This window comes from Maribacter halichondriae (assembly GCF_027474825.1).
In the GTDB taxonomy this organism is placed as follows: domain Bacteria; phylum Bacteroidota; class Bacteroidia; order Flavobacteriales; family Flavobacteriaceae; genus Meishania; species Meishania halichondriae.
The window spans coordinates 2,726,426-2,753,239 of sequence record NZ_CP107030.1 but is presented as its reverse complement, the minus strand read 5'-3'; the positions used below and the strand labels follow the sequence as shown (position 1 = coordinate 2,753,239).

Genomic DNA, 26,814 nt, shown 5'->3' with positions numbered 1-26,814 from the left:
ATGGTTTATAGAATATTTCCGTCTTCATCGGCTTTTACCCTGATAACGTCCTTGCCGTTTTCCAATTTTAATTTGTAGGTCTTTTTTGAGCCTTTAGCATCGCTATAACTTACCAAATAAACATCTTTGGTAATGGTCCATTTTGGGTACCTGTCTAAAACGGCTTCCTTAACAGCGGTGGGTAAATTAATATCCTTGAATTTCTCAGCTGTACGGATTAGCTTTCCGTCCTTATCATAAGCGGCAAGAATCTTGCCCTCAGGGATATAAAAAGATATGTTATACCGGTCAAATTCATCCAAATAAAAATCAGAACTTGTGGGATCGAACGCGGCCACCTTTCGCTCTAACAATTCTACGGGAATGGATGCCACCTCTTGAGAATTCACATCATTCAAATATTTGTAATTAGTGGCTACTACGGTAACTTCCGATAGCTCTTCCGTCTTTATGATTTGAGAATAAGTTTGGGCGGTTAATCCAATTGTTAATAAACCAAATAGAATTTTTTTCATGATCGTATTATTTAAATTAATATGTATTAGCGGTAAACTTTTTGAGTTTACGATGTAAAAATACCTTGCCAATGAGCGGCCTACAATGACCTAGATCAGTTATCCCTTTTTCGATTTAGAATATCATTTTCCGGAATTTTGCAACTGACCAATATCATATGTTTTCTAATGGGCAAATGATAGTTTTGGTATCATTGATGTAAACTAACAGGTCATGAGAAGAAAATTGGACACAAAAGAATGCATAGCAATTTTGAGCAACAATTATATCGCCCAACTGGCTTATTTGACAGGGGCGAGTCCTTACGTCTTACCAATAACATATTATTACGATAGCGATACCCATACTATTACCAGTTATTCTTCGAAAGGCCATAAAGTAAAAGCGATGCGAAAAAACCCAGCAGTGGCCTTGAGCGTGAATGAAATCAAATCAGTGCAAGATTGGCGATCTGTCATGGTGCATGGTACTTACGAAGAACTTGATGGAATCAATGCCAAACATATGTTGCATGAATTTTCGGAAGGCGTAAAGAAAATCATCAATCGCAATGCTGAAAAAGAAGTACATTTTATAAGTGACTTTTCGAGCAAAATTTATACGGATGACAATCCTATAATATATCGTATCAAAATTGGTGAAATTACCGGAAAGCTACGGAAATCCTAGTGGCTGTTTTAAAATCGTTCAAAATGACCAAGGTCATTGGTAACCATACAGTCTGCGCTTAGATTTGGGCAAAATCTCTAAACTACGCAACATGTTAATCAAATCATTTAAGTCTATAGGTATAGAAGATATCCCCGCCGTTGGAGGCAAAAATGCCTCCTTGGGCGAAATGTACAACCAATTGACTTCAAAGGGCATTCGAATACCCAATGGTTTTGCAACTACCTCAGCGGCCTTTTGGAAATTCCTTAAAGAAAACCATATTGAAGAGGCGTTACAAAATATTCTTACAGGGTTGGATAGAAAAAATTACGGCAATCTAAGCTTGATCGGCGAACGCGCAAGAGACCTTATTCTCAAGGGCGAATTTTCACATGAATTTACCTCAGCAATCGTCGAGGCCTACAAGAATTTAGGTAAGGATGCCGCGGTCGCCGTACGCAGCAGTGCCACGGCCGAAGACTTGCCCGATGCCAGTTTCGCTGGCCAGCATGAGACCTTTTTAAATGTCAGGGGCGAAGAGGCCGTTTTACAAGCGGCAAAAAAATGTTTTGCCTCCCTCTATACCAATAGGGCTATAAAGTATCGCGAAGACAAAGGTTTCAAGCATTCGGATGTAGCCTTATCGGTCGGGGTGCAATTAATGGTCCGGGCGGACAAAGGTTGTTCTGGAGTCGGGTTTACTATTGAGCCCGAATCCGGATTTGAAAATGCCATCCTCTTATCGGGCGTATGGGGTCTGGGCGAGAACATCGTTCAGGGAACTGTAACCCCAGACGAATTCTATGTCTTTAAACCGAGTTTGCGAAACGGAAAATACTCCATCCTCCAAAAAAATTGGGCGATAAAAAATTGACCATGGTCTACGGTGGTGAAGAAGATACGACGACGGTTATCAACATAAATACTCCCGTTGAGAAACAAGAACGATATGTATTATCGGATGAGGAAGTCATCACTTTGGGAAAATGGGCCTTATTGATCGAGGAACATTATCAAAAACCGATGGATATCGAATGGGCCAAAGACGGAATTTCCGATGAACTCTTTATCATTCAGGCACGGCCTGAAACGGTGCATCATATCAAAAATAAGAATGTGCATATTGAATATCGCCTGACCGAAAAGGGAACGGTCTTGGTCCATGGAAATGCCGTGGGTTCCAAAATAAAAGTGGGGAAGGCCGTACTTTTGAATTCCCCAAAAGAGGCAAAACATTTAAATTCCGATTCGATTATCGTTACCGATACAATCACTCCAGATTGGGATCCCTTGCTGAAACAGGTCGGGGGAATCATAACCAATAAAGGCGGCAGGACCAGTCATGCGGCCATAGTCGCCCGTGAATTGGGCGTGCCTGCCATCGTGGGTTGCGGAAACGCCACCACTGAAATAACGGATGGGGAAACCATCACGCTATCCTGCGCCCAAGGTAAGACCGGATATATCTTTAAAGGCAAGGTGCCCTTTGAGGAGCGACAGATCGATTTTTCCAACATAAGGATCCCTAGCACGGAGGCCAAACTGATACTGGCCGACCCTGAAAATGCCTTTCAACTTTCCTTTTATCCCAATAACGGTGTCGGTCTACTACGTATGGAATTTATTATAACGCATTGGGTGAAGATACATCCGATGGCCTTGGTCAATTTTGATGCTATCAAGGAATCCGCCGTAAAAAATCAAATTGCGGAAATGACCAAAAATTATAAGGACAAGAAAACCTATTTTATCGATAAACTTGCCGAGGGCATCGCGATCATTGCCGCCGCATTTTTTCCAAAGGAAGTCATCGTTAGATTAAGTGATTTCAAGACCAACGAATATGCCAACCTTATTGGCGGAACCGATTTTGAACCGCATGAAGAAAACCCCATGCTCGGTTTTAGGGGTGCCTCTAGATATTATAACGATTTGTACAAAGCAGGATTTGCCTTGGAATGTGCCGCCATCAAAAAAGTACGGGAACAGATGGGCCTTGAAAATCTTAAAGTTATGGTGCCTTTTTGCAGAACCTTGTCTGAAGGTAGAAAAGTACTGTCCGTGATGGAAGAAAACGGTTTGAAAAGAGGCGAAAACGGACTTGAGGTCTATACCATGGTCGAAATTCCCAGTAACGTGATTCTGGCCGAAGAATTTGCCGAGATCTTTGATGGATTTTCGATAGGTTCCAACGACCTGACGCAATTGACCTTGGGTATCGATCGGGATTCGGAGCTCATGGGCAAACTTTTCGATGAAAACGATGAGGCCTCAAAACGTATGATCGCAATGGCCATTCGATCCGCCAAAAAGACAAAAACTAAAATTGGATTGTGCGGGCAGGCACCCAGTGATTTTCCGGAGTTTGCCAAATTTTTGGTCAAGGAAGGTATCGATAGCATTTCGTTCAATCCGGATGCCTTATTGCAGGGCATCGAAAATATGAACAAGGCCGAAGAAAGTTTTGTGACCTATGGAAATGTAATAAGCAGTAATTGAAAGTAGGTTGAAAAAATATCGCCATAATGACCTAGGTCATTTTGTCAATCATTGTTAAGATATATTTTAGCGGTATCATAAGTTGGTTATAGTTCTTTGAAAAAATGGATCGAGGTTTGGGGAAGCCCATATTCATTTAACAAGAACGGGAAGGTACCTGCATTATCTAAAATTTTAGATCCTATAGGTTGGCCCGATATAGGGCATATTTATAGAATTAAAATTCAGATTTGATGCATGTAACTTCGAGATAACAGGAGGCCATTGGCCTCCTGTTTCTGTTTTTAATATATTGATGGGATACTGAGGAAGAATCTCATAAATTTACGGTTCAAATAGACTTCACAATATGAGTAAAGCCATTTATGTAGCCACCACTGAACCCAACAGCGGAAAATCGATAGTCTCTTTGGGCCTGATGCAACTTTTATTGGGGAAAATGGCCAAAGTGGGCTATTTCAGGCCGATAATAGATGACCTTGAAAAAGGCAAAATCGATAACCACATCAAAACAGTGCTGACCTATTTTGAAGTAGACTTAAAACCTGAAGATACCTACGCCTATACCCGTAGCCAAGTCGTTCAGCTCAAAAATCAGGATAAGGACGATGAAATCGTGGGCCACATCATCCACAAATTCAAGGCCATCGAAGACCGGTTCGATTTTGTATTGGTCGAAGGCACCGATTTTTCGGGAGAAGGTGCTATTATAGAATGGGACATCAATGTAATCATTGCAAAAAATTTAGGAATTCCCGCGGTTATTATTGCCAGTGGAACCGGCAAAACTTTGGAAGAACTTGTGGGCAACCTTTACATGGCGTACGACTCCTTCAAGGAAAAAGGGGTCGAGGTACTCTTGACGGTGGCCAATAAAGTACAGCCCGAAAATGTAACACTTGTCGTTACCGGGCTAAAGAAAAAATTGCCGAAAAAAGTTTTGATCGGTGCCATTCCTATGAATCCGGTTTTGGGCAATCCAACAGTAAAGGAAATCGCACAAGAACTGAATGCCAAAATTTTGTTCGGTGAATCTTTTCTCAACAATCAGGTCGGGGGCTTTAGCGTCGGTGCAATGCAGCTCCGCAATTATCTGACCCATTTAAAAATGGATAGCCTGGTCATTACACCGGGCGACCGGGCAGATATTATTTTAGGTGCGCTACAGGCCAATATCTCGGCTAATTATCCAAATCTTTCGGGCGTTGTACTTACGGGCGACTTGCTGCCAGAAAAATCCATCATTAAATTGATAGAGGGACTTTCCGATATTATTCCCATACTATCCGTCAAGGGAGGCACATTTTCCGTCGCCAATCGTATAGGTGCCATACGGCCTAAGATATACGCCGAGAACACAGAAAAAATAACCACCTCCATACAGGATTTCGAAAAATACGTCCCTACCAATGATCTTGCCGAGAGACTCATCACATTTAAGGCTGAGGGTATTACCCCAAGGATGTTCCAGTACAATCTGCTGAAAAGGGCAAAATCCGCCAAAAAACATATCGTACTCCCCGAGGGAACTGACGAACGTATCTTAATGGCTACCAAAAAGCTTATCGATGCTGATGCCGTAAAAATCACGCTCTTAGGAGATACAGTAAAAGTAATGGCGAAGATTACAGAACTGGATATCGGGTTGGATATAGAAAAAATCGACATAATCGATCCTAAAAAATCATCCCATTTTATGGACTATGCGACCACCCTGTTCGAATTACGAAAACACAAGAATGTCAATCTGGCCATGGCCAAGGACCTGATGGAAGATGTTTCGTATTTCGGCACGATGATGGTCTACAAAGGCCATGCCGACGGAATGGTATCCGGAGCCGTACACACTACACAGCATACCATACGGCCCGCTTTGCAGTTTATAAAAACAAGGCCAGAGGTTTCCATCGTTTCCTCGGTTTTCTTTATGTGTCTTCCCAACCGGGTAACGGTCTTTGGCGATTGCGCTATCAATCCGAACCCCACGGCGGAGCAACTATCGGAAATTGCCATTTCCTCTGCGGCCACCAGTAACGCTTTTGGTATCGAGCCCAAGATTGCCATGCTTTCCTACTCCTCTGGGGCCTCTGGAGTGGGCGAAGATGTAGATAGGGTTCGTAAAGCAACTGAAATAATCAGGAAGAAACGGCCCGATTTAAAGGTGGAAGGCCCTATTCAGTACGATGCAGCCGTAGATATCAACGTTGGCAAGAGCAAACTCCCCGACTCCCAAGTGGCAGGTCAGGCAACTGTATTTATTTTCCCCGATTTGAATACAGGTAACAATACATATAAAGCCGTACAGCGTGAAACCGGGGCATTGGCTATCGGACCGATGTTGCAAGGGTTGAATAAACCCGTAAACGATTTAAGCCGGGGTTGCACCGTTGACGATATATTTAATACAGTAATCATTACCGCTATACAGGCGCAGGGGTTATGAGTTTATTTGTCACTCAGAGCGCAGCGAAGAATCCGTCCATAGATTTGACAGATTCCTCATTATATTCAGAATGACAGGTTAATAATCAAAAAACATGAACATCCTAATCATCAACGCTGGCAGTTCCTCCATCAAATACCAACTTATGGGTATGCCTTCCGAAAAGGTCATTTGTAGTGGAATCGTGGAGCGTATCGGTTCAAAAGATGCCGTTTTGAAATACAAAACGGATGCTGTTGAGAAAAAGGAAATCCTAGAAATTCAAAACCACAAAACTGGTTTCCAAAAAATAGCAGAGTTATTGTTGGATGTTGAAATCGGGGTCGTTAAAAATGCCGAGGAAATCGAAATCGTCGGCCATCGGGTCGTTCATGGGGGAAATACTTTTTCCGACACCACTTTCGTTACACAAGAAGTTAAAGAAAAAATCAAGGAGCTTTCCATTTTGGCTCCCCTGCACAATCCGCAGAATCTAGAGGGAATTGTTTTGGCGGAGGAAGTTTTTCCGAAGGCTAAGCAGGTTGCCGTTTTTGATACATCCTTCCACCAGTCCATTCCCGAAAAGGCTAAAAAATACGCCATTCCAAATAAATTTTATTCCGCACATGGCATTCAAGTTTACGGATTTCATGGTACCAGCCATAAATATGTTTCGGAAAAAGCTATTGACTATTTGCAGGAGAAAAATTCCAAAATCATTACCATACATTTAGGAAATGGCTGTAGTATGACTGCGGTGAAAAATGGAAAAAGCATCGACCACAGTTTGGGGTTTACCCCCTCAAACGGACTCATCATGGGCTCACGGAGCGGGGATATCGACCATTCGATTATTTTCTATTTGGTAGAGACTTTGGGTTATAGTTTGAATGAAGTAAATGAATTACTCATCAAAAAAAGTGGCATGTTAGGCCTAACGAGATATAGTGATTTACGGGATATTCAAGCCGAAGCCGAAAAAGGAAATGCCGATTGTATTCTTGCTTTGGAAATGAATGCGTATCGAATCAAAAAATACATCGGTGCTTACACGGCGGCAATGAACGGTTTGGATGCCGTCGTTTTCACGGCAGGTATCGGGGAAAATTCCGCTTTACTCCGCAAAATGGTCTGTGCCGATATGGATTATTTAGGGATTGCTTTGGATGATTCAAAAAACGAAATGAAATCATCGGCATTGCGGGAAATCAATTCCGATGATTCTAAAGTTAAGATTTTGATCATCCCCACTAATGAAGAGTTGGAAATTGCTAAGCAGGCGTTTGGATTGTTCACAGATCAGTAGACCCTACACTCCAGTTGTATTACCCTTCCTGTTATTGCAATCAGTATACTATATATTCTTCTGGCCATGATATTTTCAATTTATAAAACCATCTTGCGTTTAAAGTACCGCGCTAAAATAAAAGAGTTGATGATGGCCCTCCCTAAAGCTCAAAAGCGGTACCCGACCATAGGACTCCATTTTTTTGACGAGATCCTGATGGAACAATTTTTTGAGAAATCCTTTCTTTTCTCTTTCCAGCATGACCATCAGGTCGGCCCCCACATTCCCTAAATAAATTCGAAGCGAATCAAAAATATCTTCTGAAAACAGTTGCTGAAACGTAATCCCTTTATACGTTACCTTTTCTTTGAGTGCTTCTTTGAACCACGCCATCTGCATATCCCCCTTATATTCTTCCTTTGTGGAAATATGTACTACATTTACGGTCGCTTCAAGGGGCTTGGCAATTTCGACCAGTTTCTGGATCGCATAGATGTCCTCTTCTTCAAAATCGGTGGCATACACGATGGTTTTAATCGCCACATGACTCGCATCGGCGGGAATCGCCAATACAGGGCAAGGCGCTTTTTCAATTAGCTGTTTTGCCGTGCTTCCCATAATCAGTTCCCGTAGACCGCTTCCACCTTTCATGCCAACAACAATCATTTGGGCATGCCATTCTTCGGCTACTGAAATAATACCTTTGATGACCGATTTGTTTTCTACGGCCTCCAACCGAATATTTGGGTCCTTCCAATCACTACCGAAATGTTCCTCGCAGAATTTCTCCAGTTTGGCACGATGGTTTTTAAAGGCTGTTTCTTCCAAATGTGGAAAGGGTTCTTCAAGCCCTTCTGTACCTAAAACAGTAGGGTAATCGAATATGTGTGTAATGACCAAGTGATTACTTAGTTGTGTGTTCAAAGTATGCGCATATTTCAGGGCGGCTACCGAATTTTCGGAGTAATCCGTAGCGTATACAATTGTTTTCAACTTGATTTCTTTTTTAAATTGATTCCAAAACTATGACCCTCTGAACGACTTTTGAATGACCTGTGTCATGTTTTCTGATTAAAACCTTGAATACATTTACCCCATACAACTAATTCAATATGGTAAAGAAGGATTTAAGGAACGTAATAGCCGAAATCGAGAAGCTTACGACTAATATCGAGACAAATTACCCTGAGCTATATCGTTCTTTGGATGAAAACCCGATGACCATTCCTGCCGAGAACCATCCACATGTGGACAAGGAAGCCATGCTGGCGTATCTTGAGAGTTTAAAGCAATTGCTGAAGCACCACCTGGAAACCCATAAAAAAAATAATTAGTTGAATTTGAGTTCAAGAATATGGGAGAAATTGCTACTTCGGAAAGACAAATCACATTGTTTTATAGTTCTAAATCAACAAGGGCAAAACAAACTTTGGCCTATGCAAAGGCAGAGGGATTGCCCATAATGGAAATAGATATATTAAAAGTTCCTCTGACAGGAACCCAAATTGCCGAGCTGGCGAACCGATTGTATATTGAAATAAAAGACCTTGTTAATCAAGAACATCCTTCCTACAAATCACATTTTGAGCCTCATGAATTCTCTCCCGATGACTGGATTAAAATGATAAAACACAATCCTGAAATCATGAAACAGCCCATTGCCCTGCGAGGGGATATTACCATTTTAATAGAAACTCCAACGGATATTATTAAGATATAAAAGGGAAACCCTTCCAAATCTGAAACTGGCCAATGTCAATTTTAACAAGTACACAGCTTGTATATTATTCTGCAATATGAACTCGTTTTGAGTTAATGTTTGGCACCGTCCCGATAGCTATCGGGAGAAGGCTTTTGAGGCCTGATGAAGTCATTTTTTGGTTGCATAGCCATATGCTACGGAAACTAAAAATGGTAAAATCAGGACGCAAAATGCGAAATTCGTAGGTAAAAGATTAACTCAAGACGAGTTCTATGTATTATCACTGACGAAGGTCATGTTTAATTGGAATTTTCCTTGGTAATTTTACTTTTTACACTTTAAGAACACACGACATGAGCAATTTCAGAAGCAGGCCCAACGACCAATATATTCACGAAGCCGATTGGCAACAATTATATGTACTTACCGAACATTGGAAATCAGATCTCTCTTTTTATGAGGATGATTTAAAATTTTTGCGCAACCTTATCGATAAGTATTTTATGTGGATTTCAGAAAAGGAAAACATTGATATGGTTCGTGAAATCGAGGTAAGTCTTTTAAACATTGAAAAACAATGTGGATCCTTGGCGTACCGCGTTAACAAACATCCACATCATTTGGCAGAGCTCATTGATAATCCCTTTGCCTATGATTCGCATAAGTTTCGAGCGGAGCACCAACAGCTTGAAGATGACATCGCCACATTTGTCAAAGATTTCCGCAGTAACCGAAAAGAAGTATTTACCGTCACGGATTATTTGATGGATACAGAGCAATTTGTCAAACAGGTTGTGGAGGATAAATAGGGATTTTTAGCTTATCTGGAAAGCCGAAACAATTACTGAAACATCAACTGGAAACCCATAAGAAATTATTAGTTGAATTTACGATCAATTAAATTTTAAGGGTAATAAACACTAAATAGAAATTACATGAGAACACTTTTTATTGCTTTGGTTTACATACTTGCCTCAAGTTGTGCGGGGGTAAAGGTAGTATCCGTACAGGACCCCAAAATAGATTTAAATAAGTACAATACCTATTGTTGGATACAGGGATGCGAATTAAATTATCAGGGACCGGATTACGGATATAATCTTGAAAGAATGCAGTCAATACAAAATATCATCAAGGAGGAATTGGAATCCAAAGGTCTTGTCAATGATGAAAACACACCTGAATTGTTGGTTGGCTTTCATGTCATTCTCGAGGAAAAGGAAAGTGTTTATACAAAACACCCCGATATGATGGATCCCTATGTACAGCCAATTCGTTATTGGGATGAGTACGAGAGTTATTACAATCAAGAAACCTACAGGTTTCTTAAAGGGTCATTGATAATAGATTTAATAGATTCAGAAACAGGGGCCGTCGTTTGGCAATCTACAGCAGAAAGATATATGGAACTTAATGAGCAAATGGATAAGGATAGGATGATCAAAGGGGTAAAAAAAGCACTCAAAGAGTTTCCATCAAAATTGGATGTGAAGTAAATTACTAAGTGTATCTACAAAGGGATAAGACAAAAAAACTACCCGTAAAACTAACGTTTGCTAGAAAACGACAACTCTTCCGGATGAACTTCAATACGCTATAGTACCAATCAATCGATTACCTTTTCCTCAATTTCTACATGCTCAATAATGGTTTCGTCTTTCGGATTGTATGGAATGACGTCGAGAATATATTCAATTGCCTCAATTCTGGCCTCCGTTTTTTTATTTGCCTTGATAATGGTCCATGGCGCAATTTCGGTGTTGGTATGTTCGAACATTTTACATTTATATTCCGTATAAACATCCCATAATCTCAAGGCATTTTGATCCACGTTGCTGAACTTCCATTTTTTTATCGGATTTGATTTAATCGCTTCAAATCGCATTGCCTGTTCTTCTTTGGTAATGGAAAAATAAAGTTTTATCAGTCGTATGCCCGATTGAATGATCATCCGTTCAAAGTCATTGACTTGATCCATGAATATGTCGTACTGTTCTTGCGTACAAAAATCGTTTACAGGTTCTACTACCGCCCTGTTATACCAACTTCTGTCAAAGAAAACAATTTTTCCTTCCCTTGGTAGTTTGTTAATGTAACGTTGAAAATACCACTGGCCCTCTTCTTCAGTGGTTGGTTTAGGCAAGGCAACCACCTTGAATTCCCTTGGGTTCAAATGCTGTGTTATCCTTCTAATAGCACCTCCTTTACCTGCGGCATCGCGTCCTTCAAAAAGCACCACGATTTTCTCGTTATTTTCCGTTACCCAATTCTGAAGCTTTATAAGCTCTTCTTGAAGCTTCTTAATTCGAACTTCATAGGTAAGATTGCGTAGGACTTTGGTTTTGCTAATACCATCGTTTAATAAGAATTGTTTCAATCCTTTTTTGGAGTTCAATAGCTTTAATTCTTTTTTGCTTAATGAATGCATCTTATATGTCAATTTGTTTTACCAAGCGATGGTAGCGTTGAATAATATTTGGGTCTGGTAATAGAATATCACTGGAATCTCCCTTCCCTTCATAATCGTATTTGGAAAGTACATAGCGCATACTCTCCAATCGCGCTTCTTTCTTATTGTTTGTCTTGACAATAATCCAAGGGCCGAAATTGGTGTGGGTCTTACTGAACATCTGTTCTTTATAGAACGTATACTTGTCCCATAATTTTTGCCCTTCTTTATCTACAGGGCTAAACTTCCAACGTTTTAGGGGGTTTTCAAGACGTGAATTAAATCTTTTTTACCTGCTCGTCTTTTGAAATGGAGAACCAGAATTTGACTATTTCAACACCATCTTCATAGAGCATATGCTCAAATTCAGGCACTTGCACCATAAATTTCTTGTATTCTTCCTCGTTACAGAACCCCATTACCGGCTCTACAACAGAACGATTGTACCAACTTCTATCAAAAAAAACGATTTCTCCGGGGTTGGGCAATTCTTTGATATAACGTCTAAAATACCATTGCCCTTTTTCAACTTCAGTAGGTTTAGTAAGCGCCACAACGCGCATGGAACGTGGATTCAAGTGCTCGGTAAAACGCCTAATGGCACTTCCTTTTCCCGCGGCATCGCGACCTTCAAAAATGATACAGACCCTTTTTTTAGTCTTTGCAACCCAACGCTGAAAGTCTACAAATTCTGCCTGAAGAGCCAATAATTCTTTTTCGTATTGAACGGTCTCCAATAAATCGTTTACCTCTGCCTTGCTTTTCTTTGCCTTGATAAGTGCAATGAATTCTTTTTTATTATTCGTTTTTTTTAAGTCTTTCGCTGTTAGCATACAATCGGGTTTATCTTATCAAAGATCTTCGTTTTAATCATTTAAAAAGATGATAAAAGTCAGTTTGAGTGTCAAACTGTCAAGAGTTGCACTATCTCAAGTTAGTATTGATTTTATTAAAGGGAAAAGAAAAAATCATATCAAATTTACAAAGGCTATACGGATTAAACTACATTAAGACCTTATGGAAGCAACTCATTTTATTTGCGTTCATGATACTGACAGTATATAAATATCGATAACAGTATTTTTTCTAGGAGACTATTGCTCAGGATAAATTAAGGATATAAATTTCTAGGACTTGTTTTCATCATCTTTATGCGACTCTGGCAAACCAGGATGAAACTTTTTCAAAAATTGGTTTCGCATTGAATCCAACTGTTTCATCAATTGCTTCTCCTAGTTGTAGTTCTATTACTCCTCCCCCGATTCGCATTGTTTTCTTCATGATACCTGCGAATGTTGTCATCGTTATAATTGCGTATCCGCTCATATCGCGACCTTCTTAAATCTATACTCCGATACCTTGGTGGCAAGACATTTCTTCGTACCCAGACGCCACCATCCAAATAAAGATAAGTGCGTGCCGTTAGGTCATAGTAAAAATGGTATTCCGGAAAATAGACATAGCGCACTACCTCTAAACGGTTCGGATAGAACCAAGGCGGCGGCGGGTTACTTGCCCTAGAGGTAATGACTACCGGGCCGCAACTTGCAAAGCCGAAAAAAACAAATAACATCAATATCGGGACAAATCTTTTACATTTTTTCATCGCTCTAAATTTTATTTAGCAAAGTAAGCTGGCATGGAAATTTTTTGAAATGACCTATATCATTTTAAGAGCTTTTGTATTGAAATACCTTTGTAGTCCAACTCAAAGAACAAGAACAAAATTTAAATTGAAGTATCATGGAAAAGGAAATCATTTACAACTCGAACCTCCATTTTGAACACAAGCAATGGCAATCGGAACTTGCCTTTTGGGAGGATGAACTACAATCTTTCAATAACCGATTAAGCGAACTCGTTACCCGATGGACAGCAAAAGATGTACTTGCAAAACTGGAACATTACCAGAATGAATTCATCTTGCACGGTGGCGTCATCGAAGACCTTCAGGAAGCCATCGAAGAACATGAGACGCGGATCGCCGGACAGAGCATGACAGGAGAAGATGCGCTGGATATCGCCATGGTCAAAAACCATTTGGAGTTCCGAAACAAGATGGAGACACAACGCCAGATCTACGCAGACCTTAAGAAAAAATTCTTCCGTTTTCTGAGTACGTATATGTAGGGGAAATAACTGGAGTAAATATTTCCTTCAATACATAGTTCAGGAATTTAAAACTATTCAATGCGAGACACGTACTATATGTAAGAAAATCATTATCTTCATAGTCCCTGAATTTTAATCTATTTTCTTCATGCCGACTATCTTACTCATTGAGGATGATTGTACGATTCGCGAGAATACGGCCGAGTTTTTGGAGCTGGAAGGATACCGAACCATAACCGCAGTCAATGGCAAGGATGGCTTTGATAAAATATTCCGCCACATTCCCGATCTTATCGTCTGCGATTTGCTGATGCCTGAAATGGGCGGCCTTCAACTGCTGGCCAAATTAGGAAATTACAAGTCCCTTAAAACCATTCCCCTGATCATCTATAGTGCCAAGAACGAAAAGAGGGATATCAAAAACAGCTTGGAGTTGGGCGCATACGACTACATTGTAAAGCCTTCCGATCTGGAAGATCTTTTGGTATCGATTCGAAGATGTTTACAAAGTAAGCTGATTTCTTAGAGAAAATATTCCAACCCTATATTTATTAAAATTGCATTGGATTTTTTTAAATTCATCACGGCAATTTTTATTTTCCAGTAATCAAAATAGAAAAACGGATGAAAATTATTTCATGGAACGTTAACGGCATACGAGCAATCGTCAAAAAGGATTTTTTTGAATCTATCGCAAAGATGAAGGCGGATGTTCTTTGCCTTCAAGAGACCAAGGCTCAGGATGAAGAGGTAGCGGAGGTACTTTCGCCTTTGGACAGGTATCAAATACACTATAATTCAGCGGATAAAAAAGGATATTCCGGTACCGCGGTATTGAGCAAAATGGCCCCGATTAAGATGACCGATGACATGGGCATTGACGACCATGATTCAGAAGGAAGAATCCAATGTGCGGAATACGAAAATTTTTATTTGGTAAACGTCTACGTACCCAATTCAGGGCAGCAACTGGATCGTCTGGACTACCGGAAACAATGGGATTCCGATTTTCTCAAGTACCTAAAAAATCTCGAAAAGACCAAAGCCGTTATTACCTGTGGTGATTTTAACGTGGCCCACCGGCCTATCGATTTGAAAAACGACAAGGCTAATTACAATAAAACGGCCGGATATACCCAAATAGAAATCGACGGAATGGACAACTTTGTCAATTCAGGTTTTGTGGATTCGTACCGGCACCTGCATCCCGATACCGTAGCTTATACCTATTGGAGTTATCGCTTCAAGGCCCGAGAGCGGAATACGGGCTGGCGTATCGATTATTTTTTGGTCAGTCCTGTTTTGGTGGATAAAATTAAATCGGTTACCATATTTTCAGAAGTACTAGGCTCTGACCATTGCCCTATCGGACTTGAAATCGATTTATAAGTACACTAGGCTGCTTATTATTGTTGTAAAACATCCACTTGAAAATTTCCCACGAATGAGAGTTCGGTAACGGCATTCATCAGTACTAGACCGTATGCAAAATGTGAAAGTTTACAATCGCTTATGATTTCCTTATCGATTCCGCTAAAGACCGGTCTAAAATGTTGGCGCAAATCCATCCCCGAAGATTTTCCGATACCCATCGCCTTTATTACGGCATCGTTGATTTGTTTGGGAGTAAGGCCCTGATTCAGTAAATCGCTGGCCAAATAGCGCAACTGAAGACTGTAGTAGAAATCCATAAAATGGGCGATACTATCCACAGGCTTGCATTCTCTTGTAAAAAGGGTAATTTCCAATGGGGTGTTTAGTTTTTCGGATACTATTTAAAGTTTCTTCGCGTAACCAAAAACCATCTTTTTGAACTCCTTGAAATCCCGACCAAAAACTTCCATTTTTTCATTCAATTTTCGATGCTGTTCGCGATAATCACCGTCCGATAATCCTTTTTCGCCTTTTACCAAACGGGAAAGGAATTTTTCATGGTCGATAATATCATCCGACAGATAATCAAAAAGGTTTTCGTGGATCTTGTCCAAGTTCTTTAGCATTTTTCCGTATTCCGATGCCGCGGCCTCTTTTTTAGACAACAGATCGGCGAAAAATTTAGTCTCGTCTTTCCAAAAGGAAATGGTTTCTTGCCATTCACTGCTTTCTTGATGCAGCACATCGAGGCCTGCGCCTAGCAATAGCTCTTTTTTCGGGTTTGAAATTTTGCTGTTCATTTTTAAGTTTTTAATTACTATCAATTAAATATCTTTTTGAAAAACTAGTTCTTAGCATTTTTCTGGCATCGGCCAAAAGTTTTTCTACTTCTTGAACAGTCAAACTTTTGATTTTAGCTATTTCTGGAATCAAGAATTGATGATCGGTAAACAATTCGAATACACTTTTCATTGTAGAGGACATCCTGTTGAACACCATCTTCATATGGTTTTCGATACGCTCTTGATCCAATTGCTCATCAAGCTTTGTCGCCAATTCCTGTTCATCGTCTTCCACGAAAACATGGTTTAGCGTATATGCATTCTTTTTATAGAAACTATCGTCCAACTCCTCAAACATAACCAGGTCGCCATCACCATCGGTGCTGAACTTTTCTTCCATAGCATCCCATTCGGGTTTGGAATAGTCATCGATATTATCAAAGAACAACGTATCGAATTCTTCTTCGACAATGGCATCATCCAACAATTCATCTGCTTTTTTGAACAACCATGGGTGCAGTTCCTTCGCATTGGCCACTTCATCAAAATGGTCGTACACTTCGATAAAGAGTTGGTCTATAAAATCTTCTGTCCTGAATTTGTTCTTATCGATAATACCTTTATTCAATGTAGTTAGAAGTCGACTTCCCACGTAACGCTTCACTTCCGGCAAAATTTTGAGCAATTCCATATTAAATGAAATGCTATCTCCTTTTTTCTTGAACTCATCCAATTTCGAAAATGTACCCGCCACGAATACATGGAATTTTCTTTCTTGTTCGAAATAGTTTACTGTGTTTTTCATACCGATGTATTTTAGGTCATAATTTCTTCCAAAAATGACAACTTGTAAGTCAGCATAAAATGATTAATATCAGTAGGGAAGTATTTCTCGGGTCGAAATAGAATTAAAGACTCAAGTGGTAATCGGACCGGAGTGTTAAAAAATAAAAAAATCACCCAAACTGACCTAGGTCATTTTCTCCCTGATAGAGTCCCTGTATTTTAGCATCATAATTAATAGCAACAACGTTCTTTGAATATATTATGATACGGGTACTTCGGCGCAGCAATGCAACGGAGCCCCAGAGAAGGTATCACAGCTGTTTTAGACCCTGTGGTTTGCCAGTCTGCCTAGCAATAGGTATTTTGAGTGAACCGCTGTAAGCGTAACAAGCAAATGCAATACCTTCTTTGAGACCGGGACATTTCGGTGTCCCGGTTTCTTTAAAAAATTGGTTTATGTTGCCGCAAGGTGCATAGATCATAGTGCGGGCAGCGATGCAGTTCGAACCAAAATCGACCTCTAGGTCATTTTAGCGATAAAGTGGTGTAAAGGATTGGTTGGAAGTACGAACGAATTTTAACCCCTCATAGGAAACAGGAGGCCTCGGCTTCCTGTTTTTGTTTTTAAACCTTTGGTATGTAAGCTATTTAAAATCCGGAATACTCGAAATTTATACTTATAACATGACGGAAATCATTTCGGTTCACTTTCCAACAAGTTATTTTTGATTAGAAATTAAGAATGTATAACCTTAAAAAACAAAATCATGACAAACGATAGTGGAAATGTACTATTGGCCCTGTTGACCGGGGCAGCAATCGGCGCGGGAATCGGAATTCTATATGCTCCCGACAAGGGAATCGAGACGCGACATAAAATAAAAAGAAAAGTAGAGGATACCACACACGACCTTTCAGACCGTATCTCGCATGCCAAAGAAGAGCTTACCAAATCAGCCAATGAGAAAAAAGACACCTTTGATCGCAAGCTTGACGAGGCGGTCTCTATGATGAGCTATAAGGCCGATGAGATTATTGAAAAGTTGGAGCGCAAACTCGAAGACCTGAAAAAGAAGAATGCCCAACTACAGAAATAAAACCGCATGGCCTTCGACGAACTCAAAAAAGACCTTATGGAGGCCGACACCGACGTAAGGTCTTATCTGGAACATAGCGACGAATATCTTAAACTTCAAGTGTTCAAAATATTGATGCAATTTCTTACCACTAGCCTGCAGACGGTTTTGGTAAGTCTGGGTGTCGTTTTCGTGTTGCTTTTCCTGTCCTTGGGTGCCTCTTTGGCGCTATGCGAGGTTTTGGACAGCTATTATCTCGGTTTCGTGTTGGTCGGAGGGTTTTATGTCGTGGTCAGTATACTACTCTATATATTCAGAAAGCGATGGAACGGACCGGTTCTCAGAAAATTTTCACCTCTTTATTTTGATGGATTATGATCACTAAATACAATTCTTTCGAGGAAATTGATGCGCGACTTAAGATATTAAGGTTACAAAGGGAAATCGCCACCGAAAACCTCAAATTACACCTGAACAAGGTGAAGTCCGATTTATCCCCTGTGCAGTTCTTCAGTGGGTTCAAGGGATCTTTACAACAAATGGCCCTGACCTTCGCCCTTCAAAAACTCTCTAGACTATTTCGCAGAACTCGTCAATTGGAACTTTTAAATTGATATGGTTTCTTTTTTGTGATTACCGCCTTGATTTGTCATTCCAATTGCACGCTACCCAAATTCAGCGATACTTTCCAATTCCTCTTTGTTTAAAAGAAGGATTCTTCTACCATGATCGGTGGTAATCAGGCCTTCGTCCTTAAAATCGGATAGGGTTCGTATGGCGGTTTCGGTAGCCGTTCCGATCATGCCCGCAAAGTCCTCACGGGGAATACCCAAACCCCATTCGCCTTGTCTTTTATAATTCCCTTTTCGTACAATTCCAAAAGCGCCTTGGCGGCCCGCTGCCGCACAGAGGCGAAGGCCATATCGACCAATTGTGTCTGAACGTGGATCAAGTTGTTGGAAATCAATTCGATAAATTTCTGTGAGACTATGGGATTGTCATAGAGCAATTTGATAAAATCGTTCCTTGGTATGGCACTTAGAGCTGCGTCTTCCGTTACCATGGCATTTTCAACATATTTTCCCTCCTTGCTCAAAAGGGAAAGTTGCCCAATAAAATCGCCTGCGCCGTAGAGTCCGGTCACAAATTCTTTACCTGCCTCGGTACTTTTATACGTCTTTACGGTTCCACTTTCTATAAAGTGGAGCGAATGGGCATTGTCTCCTTCCCAAAAAATAATTTCCTTCTTTTCATAATGTTTCAGCTCATGGTCTTTCGAAAGACTTTCGAGATCCATATATTCCGATGCCTCTTCCAAAAAATCGGTTAGGCCCTTCAAATTCTTGACAACTTCCTTCTTTAGAAAATCATACTTACTCAATCGGCAAGTGATGGCGTCCAACAATTCTTTTTCCTCAAAGGGCTTGGTCAAATAATCGTCTGCCCCAAGGTTCATACCTAGGCGCATGTCGGCCCTATCGGTCTTTGCCGTTAGAAAAATAAAGGGGATGCTTGCCGTAAGTCCATCCCCGGCTAAACTGCGCAATACATCGTAGCCGTCCAATTCGGGCATCATGATATCGCAAACGATCAGATCGGGTTTGAACTGTTTCGCTTTTTGAACACCTATCTTGCCATTTTCGGCGGTCGCTACCTTGTAGTTTGCAAATTCTAGAATGTCCGCCGTGTTTTCACGTACATCCTTATTGTCTTCAATCAGTAATATTTTTTGCATGGTGTTCTAGGTTTTGGGGAAGTCGAACGGTAAAGGTGCTTCCCTTACCCAGTTTACTTTTAAAGCTTACCGTACCGCCGATAAGATCGGTATATTGCTTTACGATATGTAGGCCAAGGCCCGTACCTTGTATATTGGTCACATTGGCCGCCCGAAAAAAACGGTCGAACAGATGTTGTTGTTCTTCTTTGGGGATTCCTACGCCTTTGTCCCGAATTTTTAATAGTACATCTTGGCCCTTACCGGAAATCTCAAAAAGTATATTTTGACCTTCATCGGAATATTTGGTGGCGTTCGATAGCAAATTGATCAAGATGTGGCTTAGCAATTTGGGGTCTTGGTAGAGCAAAACCTCTTTTTCGTGCGTTTTTAATATGATCTTTTGGCCTTCCTTCAAGCTCGATTCCATTTCATCGAATAACAATTTTAAAAATTGGACCAGTTCAAAACGTTTTGGAACAGCGTGAACCTTGCCCTCTTCCAGTTTGCTCAACGAGAGGAAATCGTTTAGGATGACCACAAGGTTTTTTACGCCATTTCTGATTCGTGCCACGTGTTTTTTCCTTTGTTCCTCCTTGCCCGGTTCGTTCTGTTTGCCGATCAAAATGGCCGAGGATAAAATCGCACTTAAGGGCGTACGGAATTCGTGCGAAGCCATTGAGATAAAGCGGGATTTCAATTCGTTCAATTCACGTTCGATCCTTAGCGCCTTTGCCAGTTCTTTTTGTACCTGTTTCTGTTCCGTAATATTATGATATACGAACAAGGCCCAAACGGCTTTTTTTCCATCGGAATACAAAGGCGTCGAATTTACCGAGTAGCTATTGTCTTGATAGTCAACTTCAAAAGACAGGCTTTTACCGTTCAGTGTTTTTTCCACATCTGCTTTTATGCTTTCTCTTTGGGCTTTTGAAAAGATGGTGACATCATCGATGCGCATGCCTTCAAAATCGCCCTTGTTCAAAACGAACCGTCTGAATTCCTCTCCTTCCAAATAGGTCAGTTCAAAATCTGCGTTGAACACTACGATCAACCCCTTGGGAAAGTTTTTTGCAATGGCCCCGAACAATGCCTGGCTTCGCTGGGCCTCGGTTTCGGCCAACTTGGTTTCCTGTACCTGGTCCTCCAAGTTTAAATTGGTCGCCACCAGTTTTTGTACCGTGGATTCGATCTCCATGGTGCGCTCTTCCACTTTTTCCTTTAGCGTTTCGGCATAATTTTCAAGCTTCCTTCTACTTTCTAGAATTTCAGTGACATCGTTTTGTACGCCTATAAAATGGGTCAATTTTTGATTTTCGTCGTATAGCGGGGTGAGGGAAAGTTCGTTCCAAAAAAGGGACCCGTCCTTTCGGTAATTGCGCAGTACTACCCGGCAAGGTTCACCTTGTTCAATGGCCTTTGCCACGATGGATATTTCTTCTTGGTCGCGGTCGTCGTTCTGTAGAAAGCGGCAGTTCTTACCAAGAACTTCGCTCTGCTTGTAGCCCGTTATGCGAGCAAATGCATTGTTGCTATAAATTATCGGGAGGTCGGGTTGTAAAGCATCCGCAATAATGATTCCGTTACCTGCGGCCTCTAAGGCCCGGTTTCGGGTATGCAGCACATTTTGGGCAACCTTGATTTGGGTAATGTCCCTAGCGATGGTCAAGACCCTACCTCCGATGAGGGGAACAAATCTACATTCATAGTCTACCAACCTATCGGAAACCGGTACCGTTACATCCAAGGTCTCCATTTTTCGATTATCGAGCACCTTTGAAAATATGTGCATTAGTTGTTCGGCAATATCCGGAGGCAATAGATCCCTCACATTTTTGCCTATCAATTCTTCCTTGGGAGCAATCAGGTACGACGCATCGGGCACATGTATTTCAAGTATTTGGCCCGTTAAATTATGAACAGTAATCACATCGGGCATAGCATCCAAAATGGCCCTGTTCTTGGCTTCGCTGTCCCTCAATTCCCTTTCCAGAATCATTTGTTGGGTAACATCTATCCCTGAACTGATCAAACCGACAACCTTGCCATTATCATCTTTTAGGACCGCATTTCGCCATTGGATCAGTTTGCGCTTGTTTCCTTTCGCCAAGACCCAGTTTTCATAAACGTCGGGGGCTTCCATAGCACCATCAAGGACCTGGTCAAAGAGTTTACGGAGTTCATTTCTATCCGCTTTAGGAATTAAATTCTTGAACCAGTCCTTCCCGATGATTTCATCCCTTTCATATCCGAGAACCTCACATCCTATTCTATTGACCAATGCTATGGAATGGTCGGCATTGATAACCAGAAAAATGGATGCCACCGTATCTAGATATTTAAAAAGAAGATCGTTTTCTATTTCCAATGCTGCGGACATAACCTAATTAGAATTTAATTCGCGTCAATTCTTCTATCAAAAAGGACCATCCCCTTGTCAGGAAAAATGTAAAGGTGAATTACTACTTTATCCGTAAATCATATTGGTGAGGTCGGCCACAGTAATTTCTTATGTGCTACTGTAAATATATCGCAGCGGCCTTTGGGGAAAAATGATATCGGTCATGCGAAGACCATCATCCAGGAAAATAGGATACAGATAATTTCATTCTTTTGTCCCAAAATCAAATTTTAGATTTAAAAAATAGGCAACACGAAAACAGGTTTGATACTTTCAGAGAATGGGGCAAAAGGGCATCTTTTTCGAGAGGAACAAACCCGCATAAATATATGTTTCACTGAAGCTCTTCTGTGTCCATTCTTCTTAGTTTTGGAAGGGCGTCGGGGTATGATTCTTGAATAAAACCTACTAGTTCTTCTCTAATACCGCAACGTAGTTTCCAGCCAGCGGTGGCATTTTTAGTGCTGAAACTGGCCCTGAGCTGCATGGTTCTATCATCTATTTCTGTAACCAAAAGTTCGGCCACTCTTTTATCCCACAATTTGTTTTCGCTTAAGACCGCCATGAATTTTTTCCGCAGTTCTTCCACTGGAAAACTGTAATCCACATAAAAAAAAACGCTATTGATAATATCCTTTGAATTGAAGCTCCAATTCACAAAGGGCTTATCGTTGAAATAGTTTAACGGTAAGACCAGTCGGCGCCAGTCCCAAGTTTTGACCACCACGTAAGTAAGGGTCATATCTTCAACGGTGCCGAATTCGCCCTCGATCATCACTTCGTCATCGATTTTTAACGTTTGGGTAAAGGCCAGTTGAAAGCCTGTGATCAGATTGGCAAGTGACTTTTGTGCAGCAACCCCCACGATGATTCCTATAATCCCTGCAGATGTAAGAATGGTTTGGCCAAGTTCGCGAGCGGCCGGTATATTCCATAAAATAGAGGCAACCGCCAACGTAATGATTACCACTATCGCCACACTTTTTATAAATCGCAGTTGGGTCAGTACTTTTCTTTCTCTTGCCTTATGACCGCCATCAATCTGAAATTTTTGTTTTACCACCACTTCCAATACCTGCAATACCGCTATCAATATCCAGGCAAAATTGATAATGAGCAGGACTTCAACGACCTTATGCCCCAAGGCATTCAGTTCTGAATAGAAAAATAAGGTCAAATAAATAAGTAGCAGTGGAATAAAGAACTTGGCAGGCCTTTTTAGATATTTTAGGAATTGCTCTTTTAGAACTGTTGGTTTTTTACGATTATATAATCTTAAGGTTGAAAAGATAACCCACTGTAATGCAAGGCCCACCAATATACAGACCAACAACACCGTTACATGGGTCAGCCAAGATTCTTTGCCAAACAGTTCTGTAATATCGGTATCCATTGGGGCTATTTTCAAATCAAAAGTACTATTGCTTCCCCTTGCTGAAAATGACAACGGTCATACATTAGTTTTCTAATATCGATACCTTTGAAATATGCTAATGAGATTTAAAAAATAGAAATGAATATAGGTCTTGTACTTTCAGGAGGCGGTGCAAGGGGCATTGCCCATATCGGGGCCATCAAGGCCTTGGAAGAACATGGTATTTATCCCTCACATATTGCGGGAACCAGCGCAGGTGCGGTTGTCGGGGCATTGTATGCCGGGGGTTGTTCTTGGGAAGAGATGTTGGATTTCTTCAAAACGACTCAAATTTTCAGCTTGAACAAATATGCAAGAAACAAACCGGGCCTTGTGGATACCGATAAATTCTATGACCAATTTAAATCCTATTTACCGAAGGATTCCTTTGAGACACTACAAAAGCCACTTTACATAACCGCCACAAATCTTCTCGATGGCACATTAAAAGTTTTCCATCGGGGCGAACTGATACGACCGGTTCTTGCCTCGGCAGCCGTTCCAGGAATCTTCGCCCCGGTAAAGATCAAGAACGGCTATTATGTTGACGGTGGCGCGTTGAACAATTTTCCCGTAGACCTTATCCAGATGTATTGTGATCGAATAGTAGGGGTATACGTGAACCCTTTTGAAAAAATAAAATCGAAGACCTCAAGCACGCCCATAACGTCATGGAAAGGGTCTACCATATCATGATGGCCAACGATACCCTTGCCAAATTCAAGGATTGCGATATATTGATACGCCCCCAGAACATGGGCAATTTTGGTATGTTTTCATTGAATAGCATTGATTCCATTTTTGACTTGGGCTATACCGCAGCAAAGAAAGCATTGGCATCCTATGGCGGTCTCCAAACCGATATATCAATAACCGAGCAAGGGTCAGATTACTCGCTTTAGCCTTTCTTAGGTGACAGCCGAAAGGCTTGGATTGACAAATCAATCCTTTATGAACAACGTATACAACCGTTTCAACAATTGCGCCAAAAGTAAAGCCCCTAGAGCAAACAAAGCGGTCAATCCCCATTGCTCAAAAGAAAGCGTTTTTAAAGCGAGTGCCTTGGCGACGGGAGTAATTAAATAAGCGCCAACAGCAATGGCCAATGACAGGATGAGTGCGCACCACACCCATATATTTGTGGTCACTTCGTTTTTTAGAAATGATTCCGTTTGTTTCGGCATATTAAAGACATTCAGTAACTGTGCGAAGACCAACGTGTAGAATGCCATATTATTTATGGCGACCGAATCTAGTTTTAAAATAACATCGGCGTAGACAACGACACCAAGTACCGCGGTGGTGATGCAAATGCCATATAGTATCGTGCTTTTCCAGTCCGTTCGGGTCATAATCGGTTCTTTCGCATTTCTGGGTGGTTGTACCATGATATCCTTAGGGCCTTTCCCCAATCCCAAGGCCAGGGCAGGGAAGGTGTCGGTAACCAAATTCAAGAACAGTATCTGCAACGGCAATAAAGGGGATGGCAAATTCAGTAATGCTGCAATTCCTACCGAGAGAATTTCCGCTAGGTTACAGGATAACAAATACACCACGAATTGACGTATGTTTTGAAAGACCACCCTGCCCTGATGTATGGCCAGTTCTATGGCCGTAAACTTATCATTCTTTAAGATTACATCGGCGGCTTCCCTTGCGGCACCAGTTCCTCGAATGCCCATGGCGATACCTATATCCGCCTTTCTAAGGGCGGGCACATCATTGATGCCATCACCGATCATACCCACCACATGATTGTTTTTTTGGTAAAAACGAATCAAATCCAGTTTTTGTTCGGGTGTCGTTCTGGCATACACTGTTGCATTGAGTAATTTTTCGGTCAGATTTTCATCGACCTCTTGGATGTTTTTGAGGTTTTTACCTTGTAAAACCATGCCCTTGACCGCTTCTGGTAGCAACAAACCGATTTCCTCGGCTATTTTTTGCGAAGTCCCCGGATGGTCTCCCGTTATCATAACCACCTTGATTCCGGCTTTTTTATAGATATCGATGGTCGCCTTTACATCGTTTCTTGCCGGGTCGATGCATCCGATAATTCCTATAAAGGTCAGGTCGCTCAAAAGGGTATCCAATGTAGGTTCTCTTTTTGTTATTTTATGGGCGAATGCTAACGTCCGCAATCCTTGGGAGGCTAATTTATGTACTTGACGATGCCATTTTTCGGCATTATTGAAAGGCACAGTTTTATCGTCTTTTATGATTGTATCACAGTGAACGAACACAGTCTCAAAAGCTCCTTTGACAAACACATGAAAACCTTCTGCAGATTGATGTGCGGTCGCCATTAGTTTTCGACTGGCATCAAAGGGCAATTCTAATATTTCCGGATATTCTGTTCGGATTGATTCAGGATTGTATCCAACAAGTTTGGCAAAATGCATCAAGGCAACTTCCATCGAATCACCATGCATCCTTACGGAAGTTGATTTTACGTTACTGCAAAGAATACATGCCAAAAGCATTGTATTAAACGTCCCATTTTTTTTCGAATTCTCAAATTCATCTTTGTTTTTATGAGGGATATCGGTAACGAGGCCACCCTCAAAAACCATAGTATGTACTTCCATTTTATCTTCGGTCAACGTTCCCGTTTTATCGGTACAAATGATATCGGTTGCGCCAAGGGTTTCGACGGCTTCCATTTTTTTAATGATAACCTGCATTTTCGAAAGTCGAAGCATGCCCCGTGCCAAGGCAATGGTGGCTACAATGGGAAGGCCTTCCGGTATAGCCGCAACTGCCAGAGCAACCCCGGTCTCGATCATTATGACCAAATCTTTACCCCGTAGGTAGCCGGAGATAACAATCAGAACAGCGAGAAGCAGCGTGAGCCAAATGAGCCATTTGCTCAATTGGTTCAATTTCTTTTCCAATGGGGTTGCTTCCTTTTGGGCATCAATACCCATTTGCTGTATATGGCCTAACTCGGTATTTTTTCCGGTGGCGGTTACTATCGCCTTTCCAAATCCGGTCATTACCGTTGTGCCTTTGAAAACCATATTTTTCCGATGGGTAATTGGGGTATCGGTCGGTAGCGTTCCGATTTGTTTTGTTACTGAAACACTTTCCCCGGTCAAAGCGGATTCCTTTACCGTAAGATTATCAACTTCGGCCAATCGTGCATCGGCGGAGATGACATCTCCATCTTCCAACAACATAATATCACCGGGCACCAATTCAGAAGCTTTTATGCGCATAGTTTTACCTGACCGTATTACCGAGGTCATTGCCTGTCCCATTTTACGTAAGGCTTCCAAGGAACGTATGGCCTGCAATTCCATAAAAAAACCAATGGCAACGGAAATTAGGATAACAATAACTATGGCAGTCCCCTCAAGCCAATCGCGAAAGAGAAAGGCCAATAGGGCCGCTGCGATTAAAATGTAAATGATCGGATCTGCCAACTGATCTTGAAGTACATGGATTCTATTTTTCGGTTCATGTTCGGGCACTTGGTTCTCCCCAAAAGTTTGGCGATGTTCCTTTGCAAGGGTTTCGGTCAGCCCAGTGAAGAGTGAAGTGTTGAGTTGCTCCAGAATATCGGATACTTGAACAGAATACGGATTTTGAACCATATGGGAGAGGGTTTTTTATAATCAGGGCAATG

Annotated in this window: 27 protein-coding genes and 2 pseudogenes; 16 read left to right on the top strand and 13 right to left on the bottom strand. The window is 41.2% G+C overall.

Annotated elements, in window-relative coordinates:
* Positions 1-5: 5 nt before the first annotated feature.
* Positions 6-515, bottom strand: coding sequence for a nicotinate-nucleotide adenylyltransferase (locus N8A86_RS12705; RefSeq protein WP_273565736.1), 510 nt, complete (start codon positions 513-515; stop codon positions 6-8).
* 214 nt (positions 516-729) lie between these two features.
* On the opposite strand from N8A86_RS12705, the gene N8A86_RS12700 reads away from it, so the two are divergent.
* From N8A86_RS12700 to N8A86_RS12685, 4 genes and pseudogenes are all read left to right on the top strand, one after another.
* Positions 730-1,185: a pyridoxamine 5'-phosphate oxidase family protein gene (locus N8A86_RS12700; protein ID WP_273565735.1), complete on the top strand. Its 456-nt coding sequence runs from the start codon at positions 730-732 to the stop codon at positions 1,183-1,185.
* A gap of 91 nt (positions 1,186-1,276) precedes the next feature.
* Positions 1,277-3,666 (top strand): annotated as a pseudogene (gene ppsA / locus N8A86_RS12695) (phosphoenolpyruvate synthase).
* Between the two features lie 349 nt (positions 3,667-4,015).
* Complete coding sequence (gene pta / locus N8A86_RS12690; RefSeq protein WP_273565734.1) at positions 4,016-6,109, top strand: phosphate acetyltransferase; 2,094 nt, start codon at positions 4,016-4,018, stop codon at positions 6,107-6,109.
* Between the two features lie 94 nt (positions 6,110-6,203).
* Positions 6,204-7,394, top strand: a complete 1,191-nt coding sequence (locus tag N8A86_RS12685; RefSeq protein WP_273565733.1) for an acetate/propionate family kinase — start codon at positions 6,204-6,206, stop codon at positions 7,392-7,394.
* Between the two features lie 99 nt (positions 7,395-7,493).
* Here the strand turns inward: N8A86_RS12685 and N8A86_RS12680 are convergent, their stop codons facing one another.
* On the bottom strand, positions 7,494-8,369 hold the full coding sequence (locus N8A86_RS12680; protein WP_273565732.1) for a universal stress protein: 876 nt from the start codon (positions 8,367-8,369) through the stop codon (positions 7,494-7,496).
* Positions 8,370-8,488: 119 nt separating this feature from the next.
* Between N8A86_RS12680 and N8A86_RS12675 the strand changes: the two genes are divergently transcribed.
* From N8A86_RS12675 to N8A86_RS12660, 4 genes are all read left to right on the top strand, one after another.
* The gene (locus N8A86_RS12675) at positions 8,489-8,710 is read left to right on the top strand and encodes a hypothetical protein (protein ID WP_273565731.1); all 222 of its coding nucleotides are present in this window, start codon (positions 8,489-8,491) and stop codon (positions 8,708-8,710) included.
* A gap of 20 nt (positions 8,711-8,730) precedes the next feature.
* Complete coding sequence (locus tag N8A86_RS12670; protein ID WP_273565730.1) at positions 8,731-9,096, top strand: arsenate reductase family protein; 366 nt, start codon at positions 8,731-8,733, stop codon at positions 9,094-9,096.
* 335 nt (positions 9,097-9,431) lie between these two features.
* Positions 9,432-9,887: a hypothetical protein gene (locus N8A86_RS12665; protein WP_273565729.1), complete on the top strand. Its 456-nt coding sequence runs from the start codon at positions 9,432-9,434 to the stop codon at positions 9,885-9,887.
* A 126-nt stretch (positions 9,888-10,013) separates the two neighbouring features.
* Positions 10,014-10,574: a DUF4136 domain-containing protein gene (locus N8A86_RS12660; RefSeq protein WP_273565728.1), complete on the top strand. Its 561-nt coding sequence runs from the start codon at positions 10,014-10,016 to the stop codon at positions 10,572-10,574.
* Positions 10,575-10,684: 110 nt separating this feature from the next.
* On the opposite strand, the gene ppk2 (N8A86_RS12655) is transcribed toward N8A86_RS12660, so the two are convergent.
* The 3 genes and pseudogenes from ppk2 (N8A86_RS12655) to N8A86_RS12645 form a co-directional block, all read right to left on the bottom strand.
* Positions 10,685-11,506 (bottom strand): polyphosphate kinase 2, encoded by an 822-nt coding sequence (gene ppk2, locus N8A86_RS12655; RefSeq protein WP_273565727.1) that lies wholly within the window; start codon positions 11,504-11,506, stop codon positions 10,685-10,687.
* 1 nt (position 11,507) lies between these two features.
* Positions 11,508-12,360, bottom strand: a pseudogene (gene ppk2, locus N8A86_RS12650) (polyphosphate kinase 2).
* A gap of 386 nt (positions 12,361-12,746) precedes the next feature.
* Positions 12,747-13,133 (bottom strand): hypothetical protein, encoded by a 387-nt coding sequence (locus N8A86_RS12645; RefSeq protein WP_273565726.1) that lies wholly within the window; start codon positions 13,131-13,133, stop codon positions 12,747-12,749.
* Positions 13,134-13,270: 137 nt separating this feature from the next.
* On the opposite strand from N8A86_RS12645, the gene N8A86_RS12640 reads away from it, so the two are divergent.
* The 3 genes from N8A86_RS12640 to N8A86_RS12630 all read left to right on the top strand — a co-directional run bounded on the left by N8A86_RS12640 (position 13,271) and on the right by N8A86_RS12630 (position 15,028).
* Positions 13,271-13,657, top strand: a complete 387-nt coding sequence (locus N8A86_RS12640; protein ID WP_273565725.1) for a hypothetical protein — start codon at positions 13,271-13,273, stop codon at positions 13,655-13,657.
* A 130-nt stretch (positions 13,658-13,787) separates the two neighbouring features.
* Positions 13,788-14,165 (top strand): response regulator, encoded by a 378-nt coding sequence (locus tag N8A86_RS12635; RefSeq protein WP_273565724.1) that lies wholly within the window; start codon positions 13,788-13,790, stop codon positions 14,163-14,165.
* Positions 14,166-14,263: 98 nt separating this feature from the next.
* Complete coding sequence (locus N8A86_RS12630; RefSeq protein ID WP_273565723.1) at positions 14,264-15,028, top strand: exodeoxyribonuclease III; 765 nt, start codon at positions 14,264-14,266, stop codon at positions 15,026-15,028.
* Between the two features lie 17 nt (positions 15,029-15,045).
* Here the strand turns inward: N8A86_RS12630 and N8A86_RS12625 are convergent, their stop codons facing one another.
* The 3 genes from N8A86_RS12625 to N8A86_RS12615 are packed head-to-tail and all read right to left on the bottom strand — an operon-like array spanning position 15,046 to position 16,600.
* Entirely contained in the window at positions 15,046-15,387 is a 342-nt protein-coding gene (locus N8A86_RS12625; protein WP_273565722.1) for a hypothetical protein, read from the bottom strand.
* 27 nt (positions 15,388-15,414) lie between these two features.
* Positions 15,415-15,813: a hypothetical protein gene (locus N8A86_RS12620; protein ID WP_273565721.1), complete on the bottom strand. Its 399-nt coding sequence runs from the start codon at positions 15,811-15,813 to the stop codon at positions 15,415-15,417.
* A 10-nt stretch (positions 15,814-15,823) separates the two neighbouring features.
* Positions 15,824-16,600: a sigma-70 RNA polymerase sigma factor region 4 domain-containing protein gene (locus tag N8A86_RS12615; RefSeq protein ID WP_273565720.1), complete on the bottom strand. Its 777-nt coding sequence runs from the start codon at positions 16,598-16,600 to the stop codon at positions 15,824-15,826.
* A 748-nt stretch (positions 16,601-17,348) separates the two neighbouring features.
* Between N8A86_RS12615 and N8A86_RS12610 the strand changes: the two genes are divergently transcribed.
* The 3 genes from N8A86_RS12610 to N8A86_RS12600 are packed head-to-tail and all read left to right on the top strand — an operon-like array spanning position 17,349 to position 18,271.
* Positions 17,349-17,678, top strand: a complete 330-nt coding sequence (locus N8A86_RS12610) for a YtxH domain-containing protein (RefSeq protein WP_273565719.1) — start codon at positions 17,349-17,351, stop codon at positions 17,676-17,678.
* A 6-nt stretch (positions 17,679-17,684) separates the two neighbouring features.
* Positions 17,685-18,035, top strand: a complete 351-nt coding sequence (locus tag N8A86_RS12605; protein WP_273565718.1) for a hypothetical protein — start codon at positions 17,685-17,687, stop codon at positions 18,033-18,035.
* A complete protein-coding gene (locus N8A86_RS12600; RefSeq protein WP_273565717.1) occupies positions 18,032-18,271 on the top strand; it encodes a DUF6327 family protein in 240 nt (79 codons plus the stop codon). The genes N8A86_RS12605 and N8A86_RS12600 overlap by 4 nt, the downstream gene beginning before the upstream one ends.
* A 51-nt stretch (positions 18,272-18,322) precedes the next feature.
* Here N8A86_RS12600 and N8A86_RS12595 read toward each other — a convergent pair whose 3' ends face one another.
* The 4 genes from N8A86_RS12595 to N8A86_RS12580 all read right to left on the bottom strand — a co-directional run bounded on the left by N8A86_RS12595 (position 18,323) and on the right by N8A86_RS12580 (position 23,219).
* A complete protein-coding gene (locus N8A86_RS12595) occupies positions 18,323-18,460 on the bottom strand; it encodes a helix-turn-helix domain-containing protein (RefSeq protein ID WP_273565716.1) in 138 nt (45 codons plus the stop codon).
* A complete protein-coding gene (locus tag N8A86_RS12590; protein ID WP_273565715.1) occupies positions 18,457-19,392 on the bottom strand; it encodes a response regulator in 936 nt (311 codons plus the stop codon). The genes N8A86_RS12595 and N8A86_RS12590 overlap by 4 nt, the downstream gene beginning before the upstream one ends.
* Complete coding sequence (locus tag N8A86_RS12585) at positions 19,370-21,751, bottom strand: PAS domain S-box protein (protein ID WP_273565714.1); 2,382 nt, start codon at positions 21,749-21,751, stop codon at positions 19,370-19,372. The genes N8A86_RS12590 and N8A86_RS12585 overlap by 23 nt, the downstream gene beginning before the upstream one ends.
* Before the next feature lie 355 nt (positions 21,752-22,106).
* Positions 22,107-23,219 carry a mechanosensitive ion channel family protein gene (locus N8A86_RS12580; protein ID WP_273565713.1) on the bottom strand — a complete coding sequence of 371 codons (1,113 nt, stop codon included), beginning with the start codon at positions 23,217-23,219 and terminating at the stop codon, positions 22,107-22,109.
* Between the two features lie 66 nt (positions 23,220-23,285).
* On the opposite strand from N8A86_RS12580, the gene N8A86_RS12575 reads away from it, so the two are divergent.
* Together N8A86_RS12575 and N8A86_RS12570 are read left to right on the top strand one after the other, a co-directional pair.
* Positions 23,286-23,882 (top strand): patatin-like phospholipase family protein, encoded by a 597-nt coding sequence (locus N8A86_RS12575; protein WP_273565712.1) that lies wholly within the window; start codon positions 23,286-23,288, stop codon positions 23,880-23,882.
* Positions 23,858-24,088, top strand: coding sequence for a hypothetical protein (locus N8A86_RS12570; protein ID WP_273565711.1), 231 nt, complete (start codon positions 23,858-23,860; stop codon positions 24,086-24,088). The genes N8A86_RS12575 and N8A86_RS12570 overlap by 25 nt, the downstream gene beginning before the upstream one ends.
* 39 nt (positions 24,089-24,127) lie before the next feature.
* Here N8A86_RS12570 and N8A86_RS12565 read toward each other — a convergent pair whose 3' ends face one another.
* A complete protein-coding gene (locus N8A86_RS12565) occupies positions 24,128-26,782 on the bottom strand; it encodes a cation-translocating P-type ATPase (protein ID WP_273565710.1) in 2,655 nt (884 codons plus the stop codon).
* Positions 26,783-26,814: the final 32 nt, after the last annotated feature.

Bases quoted from the DNA above. Each gene is read 5' to 3' on its own strand.
- N8A86_RS12705 (WP_273565736.1), bottom strand. From the start codon at position 515: ATGAAAAAAATTCTATTTGGTTTATTAACAATTGGATTAACCGCCCAA.
- N8A86_RS12700 (WP_273565735.1), top strand. From the start codon at position 730: ATGAGAAGAAAATTGGACACAAAAGAATGCATAGCAATTTTGAGCAAC.
- pta (WP_273565734.1), top strand. From the start codon at position 4,016: ATGAGTAAAGCCATTTATGTAGCCACCACTGAACCCAACAGCGGAAAA.
- N8A86_RS12685 (WP_273565733.1), top strand. From the start codon at position 6,204: ATGAACATCCTAATCATCAACGCTGGCAGTTCCTCCATCAAATACCAA.
- N8A86_RS12675 (WP_273565731.1), top strand. From the start codon at position 8,489: ATGGTAAAGAAGGATTTAAGGAACGTAATAGCCGAAATCGAGAAGCTT.
- N8A86_RS12670 (WP_273565730.1), top strand. From the start codon at position 8,731: ATGGGAGAAATTGCTACTTCGGAAAGACAAATCACATTGTTTTATAGT.
- N8A86_RS12665 (WP_273565729.1), top strand. From the start codon at position 9,432: ATGAGCAATTTCAGAAGCAGGCCCAACGACCAATATATTCACGAAGCC.
- N8A86_RS12660 (WP_273565728.1), top strand. From the start codon at position 10,014: ATGAGAACACTTTTTATTGCTTTGGTTTACATACTTGCCTCAAGTTGT.
- ppk2 (WP_273565727.1), bottom strand. From the start codon at position 11,506: ATGCATTCATTAAGCAAAAAAGAATTAAAGCTATTGAACTCCAAAAAA.
- N8A86_RS12645 (WP_273565726.1), bottom strand. From the start codon at position 13,133: ATGAAAAAATGTAAAAGATTTGTCCCGATATTGATGTTATTTGTTTTT.
- N8A86_RS12640 (WP_273565725.1), top strand. From the start codon at position 13,271: ATGGAAAAGGAAATCATTTACAACTCGAACCTCCATTTTGAACACAAG.
- N8A86_RS12635 (WP_273565724.1), top strand. From the start codon at position 13,788: ATGCCGACTATCTTACTCATTGAGGATGATTGTACGATTCGCGAGAAT.
- N8A86_RS12630 (WP_273565723.1), top strand. From the start codon at position 14,264: ATGAAAATTATTTCATGGAACGTTAACGGCATACGAGCAATCGTCAAA.
- N8A86_RS12620 (WP_273565721.1), bottom strand. From the start codon at position 15,813: ATGAACAGCAAAATTTCAAACCCGAAAAAAGAGCTATTGCTAGGCGCA.
- N8A86_RS12615 (WP_273565720.1), bottom strand. From the start codon at position 16,600: ATGAAAAACACAGTAAACTATTTCGAACAAGAAAGAAAATTCCATGTA.
- N8A86_RS12610 (WP_273565719.1), top strand. From the start codon at position 17,349: ATGACAAACGATAGTGGAAATGTACTATTGGCCCTGTTGACCGGGGCA.
- N8A86_RS12605 (WP_273565718.1), top strand. From the start codon at position 17,685: ATGGCCTTCGACGAACTCAAAAAAGACCTTATGGAGGCCGACACCGAC.
- N8A86_RS12600 (WP_273565717.1), top strand. From the start codon at position 18,032: ATGATCACTAAATACAATTCTTTCGAGGAAATTGATGCGCGACTTAAG.
- N8A86_RS12595 (WP_273565716.1), bottom strand. From the start codon at position 18,460: ATGATCGGAACGGCTACCGAAACCGCCATACGAACCCTATCCGATTTT.
- N8A86_RS12590 (WP_273565715.1), bottom strand. From the start codon at position 19,392: ATGCAAAAAATATTACTGATTGAAGACAATAAGGATGTACGTGAAAAC.
- N8A86_RS12585 (WP_273565714.1), bottom strand. From the start codon at position 21,751: ATGTCCGCAGCATTGGAAATAGAAAACGATCTTCTTTTTAAATATCTA.
- N8A86_RS12575 (WP_273565712.1), top strand. From the start codon at position 23,286: ATGAATATAGGTCTTGTACTTTCAGGAGGCGGTGCAAGGGGCATTGCC.
- N8A86_RS12570 (WP_273565711.1), top strand. From the start codon at position 23,858: ATGGAAAGGGTCTACCATATCATGATGGCCAACGATACCCTTGCCAAA.
- N8A86_RS12565 (WP_273565710.1), bottom strand. From the start codon at position 26,782: ATGGTTCAAAATCCGTATTCTGTTCAAGTATCCGATATTCTGGAGCAA.